Genomic DNA, 3,425 nt, shown 5'->3' on the forward strand with positions numbered 1-3,425 from the left:
TTGTTGAAAACCATAGAACATTCGATGTTCATCCATTAAATAAAAATCCTTATTCGATAACTCGCCATTCAATAATGGTTCAAATACTTCTATGTTTCGTACTTGTGCATATCGTTTAAAGAATTGTTGAATCATAATTTCATATGATTTGGCATCTGGATGAAGGTAAACCTGCCAATACATGTGGTATCTTGCCATAATATAGTCTTCAATACTGTGCATTCCACTCATTTTCACACATAGAGAATCATTTTTTACTCGTAAAGTACGTAAGATTCTTTCCAAATCAAAATTTCCATAGCTTGTACCTGTTTCGTAGGCATCTCTTAATAGATAATCCATTCGATCCGCATCCAGTTGTGAACTAATCATTTGATACATCATTGGTTTTGCATGTTGATGTGTTAGAATCAACATAATATTTTGTGGAAGAGCCTCATCCTCTTTAATTAGTGCTTTATGAATTTCTGTTTCTGGATCCAAAATTAAATCACAAGTCATTTGTTCATGATGTTTCTTGTGAAGTGTTTCAAAGAAGTGAGAAAATGGTCCATGTCCTAAATCATGCAACAGAGCAGCACATAAAACCTGAATTTTTTCATATTCACTTAAAGTAGCCGCAATTGAATCCACTTCTTCACACATCCGTCTTGTGATTTCATATACACCTAAACTATGAGAAAACCGGGAATGCTCCGCCGTATGATAGATTTGAAAATCCCCACCCAATTGATGGATGCGATGCAATCTTTGAAATTCTTTTGCGTTGATACAATCCCATATCACTTGATACTTCACATGAATATATCCATGCACAGGATCTCTTAATACTTTGGTTTCATTGGTTTTGTTAAACATGGCCATACCCCCTTTAATGCTTCTACAAGCATTTTATCAGATTTAAAGAAGTTATAGTCATATATATGATCTGGAGTTGTCCAAATATATTCTGAATGCACACTTAATTTTGTTGGTTTTTCATTAGAAGTACATGTGAAACAAGTTAAGTGAATTTCATATCCATCTTGATAATCCACGCTAGAAGCTAAATATTGCACATTGTAAATGTCAATATCACATTCTTCTTTCCATTCCCGAATTAATGCCTCTTCTTTTGTTTCACTTTTCTCAACTTTTCCACCAGGAAATTCAAAGAAACCTTTGCTTGAACCATAATTTCTTTGGGCAATCATCACTTTTCCATCAATCACAAGAGCTCCGCACACAACATTAAGCTTGTTCATCTTCAATTCTTTCTTCATGAATTATTTCAAACAACAGTTGGGCGTTTTGTTTAGAAACTTGTTTTTGAATATCTAATACACGAATTTCAAGAAGTCTTGCCCCAAAACGAATACGAATTGTATCTCCAATTTTTAATTCTGTACTTGGTTTTGCCACTCGTTCATTGACCCAAATTCGTCCTTGTAAAGCTAATTCTTTAGCAGCTTCTCTTCTTTTTAAGATTCGTGCTGTTTTTAAATATTTATCTAATCGCATCAAAACTCTCCTTCTAATTTATCAATAACCTGCATCAACAATTCAATATGTTTCTTTAATCGTTTAGAAATCATGATCTTAATTTTTCCACTCTCTAATTTCAAATTGATCTTTCGACTAATATCATTAATAGCACCAAACAATTTAACACCATCACAATTCTTTGACCATTCAGCACTCATTGTGATTATAACGACGTCATCTGTTTCTTTTAATGATTCAACACCTTCTCGATTCACAAAGAAATCCAGTTTTTTCTGTTCAAACAATTGTTTTACTTCATTTGGAATATGCCCAAATAAGTCTTCAACACGTTTTTCATATTCAATCAATTCAGTAAGACTCTCTGTTTTCTTAATGTGTTGATAGATTTCCAATTTATCTCCATCATTATCTGTGAATTTTTTAGGTATATATCCCGATAACTGAACTTGAGCCACTTTATCATTCTTTTTATTCTCAATTGGCTTGCCTTGCTTTTTCTTAATGGCACTTGCCAACATTTCAAGATATAAATCCAATCCTACATCATCAATAAATCCTGCTTGTTGCGGCCCAAGCATGTCTCCGGCTCCACGAATTGTTAAATCTCGCATAGCCACTTTATATCCACTGCCTAAAGATGTAAATTCTTTAATGGCTTTTAACCTTTTATGTGCCTGTTCTGTCAATTCTTTTTGTGGCTGTACCAATAAATAACAGTATGCGATTTTTTCACGACGCCCTACACGGCCTCGAATCTGATAAAGTTGAGACAATCCAAAACGATCAGCATCATCAATGATCATCGTATTCGCATTCGCAATATCTAGTCCAGTTTCAATAATTGTTGTACAAACTAAAATTTGATATTTCTCTTGTTCAAAATCAATCATCGTCTGCTCAATATCATTCTTATCCATACGTCCATGTGCCACTGCTACTTTGGCATCAGGGAACATATTTTGAATATTTTTAGCTACAGAATAGATATTCGATACGTGGTTATACAAATAAAAAACTTGTCCTCCACGAGATAATTCTCTTTGAATGATTTCTTTCACGACACTCTTTTTGTTTTCCATCACATACGTTTGAATTGGATGACGATGCAATGGTGGTGTATTCAATTGTGAAATCGTACGTACCCCAATCAAAGACATCTGTAAAGTTCTAGGAATTGGTGTTGCACTTAAAGATAAAACGTCGATTGTGTTTTTCATCTCTTTAATTTTTTCTTTGTGCTCAACTCCAAATCGCTGCTCTTCATCAATAATCAATAAACCTAAGCTTTTATATTGAAAAGATTTATTCAATAATTTATGTGTACCAATAATAATATCAACTTGCCCGTCCGCCAATTCTTTTTTAATCTGACTCATTTCTTTTGTTGGCACAAAACGATTCACTACACGAATATTAGCACCTACATTTTCAAAACGCTTTATAAACGTCTGATAATGTTGCATAGATAAAATTGTAGTTGGGCACAGTAAAGCTACTTGTTTATTATTTGAAATAGCCTTGAATGCAGCACGCATAGCTACTTCTGTCTTACCGAACCCTACATCTCCACATAATAAGTGATCCATTGGTTTTGGCTTTTCCATTTCTCGTTTGATTTCTTCTGTAGCTTTCATTTGATCTGGTGTTGCCTCATATTCAAAGGCTTCTTCAAATTCTCTTTGTAGATCATCATCTTTACTGAACGCAAAACCAATATCTTCATTTCGCTTCGCATATAACTCAACTAATCGAGACGCAATTTCTTCAACCTTTTTAGAAACCTTTTCCTTCGTCTTTTTCCATTTGTTAGAACCCAATTGCGATAATTTGATGCCCACACCTTCTTTGGACACGTATTTTCTTACCAACTGAAATTGTGATAATGGGACAAATAATTCATCGCCTCCATTGTATAAAACATGTAAATAATCTAATGTCTT

General features: G+C 33.8%; 4 protein-coding genes. All 4 read right to left on the reverse strand.

From position 1 onward, the window contains the following. Positions 1 to 858, reverse strand: an 858-nt coding sequence (locus ACZQCL_RS07675; RefSeq protein WP_482482591.1) for an HD domain-containing protein, incomplete at its 3' end; no start/stop codon positions are given. Continuing rightward, positions 825 to 1,244 carry a (deoxy)nucleoside triphosphate pyrophosphohydrolase gene (locus tag ACZQCL_RS07680; protein WP_256268017.1) on the reverse strand — a complete coding sequence of 140 codons (420 nt, stop codon included), beginning with the start codon at positions 1,242 to 1,244 and terminating at the stop codon, positions 825 to 827. The genes ACZQCL_RS07680 and ACZQCL_RS07675, both read right to left, overlap by 34 nt. Next, on the reverse strand, positions 1,231 to 1,500 hold the full coding sequence (locus tag ACZQCL_RS07685) for an RNA-binding S4 domain-containing protein (RefSeq protein WP_117924471.1): 270 nt from the start codon (positions 1,498 to 1,500) through the stop codon (positions 1,231 to 1,233). The genes ACZQCL_RS07680 and ACZQCL_RS07685 overlap by 14 nt, the downstream gene beginning before the upstream one ends. Further along, the coding region (gene mfd, locus ACZQCL_RS07690) for a transcription-repair coupling factor (RefSeq protein WP_482482593.1) at positions 1,500 to 3,425 on the reverse strand (1,926 nt) is incomplete at its 5' end. The genes ACZQCL_RS07685 and mfd, both read right to left, overlap by 1 nt.

This window comes from Holdemanella sp., assembly GCF_056804935.1.

What these genes read in the sequence shown, in the direction of transcription:
- ACZQCL_RS07680 (WP_256268017.1), bottom strand. Translation starts at nt 1,244, where the DNA reads ATGAACAAGCTTAATGTTGTGTGCGGAGCTCTTGTGATTGATGGAAAA.
- ACZQCL_RS07685 (WP_117924471.1), bottom strand. Translation starts at nt 1,500, where the DNA reads ATGCGATTAGATAAATATTTAAAAACAGCACGAATCTTAAAAAGAAGA.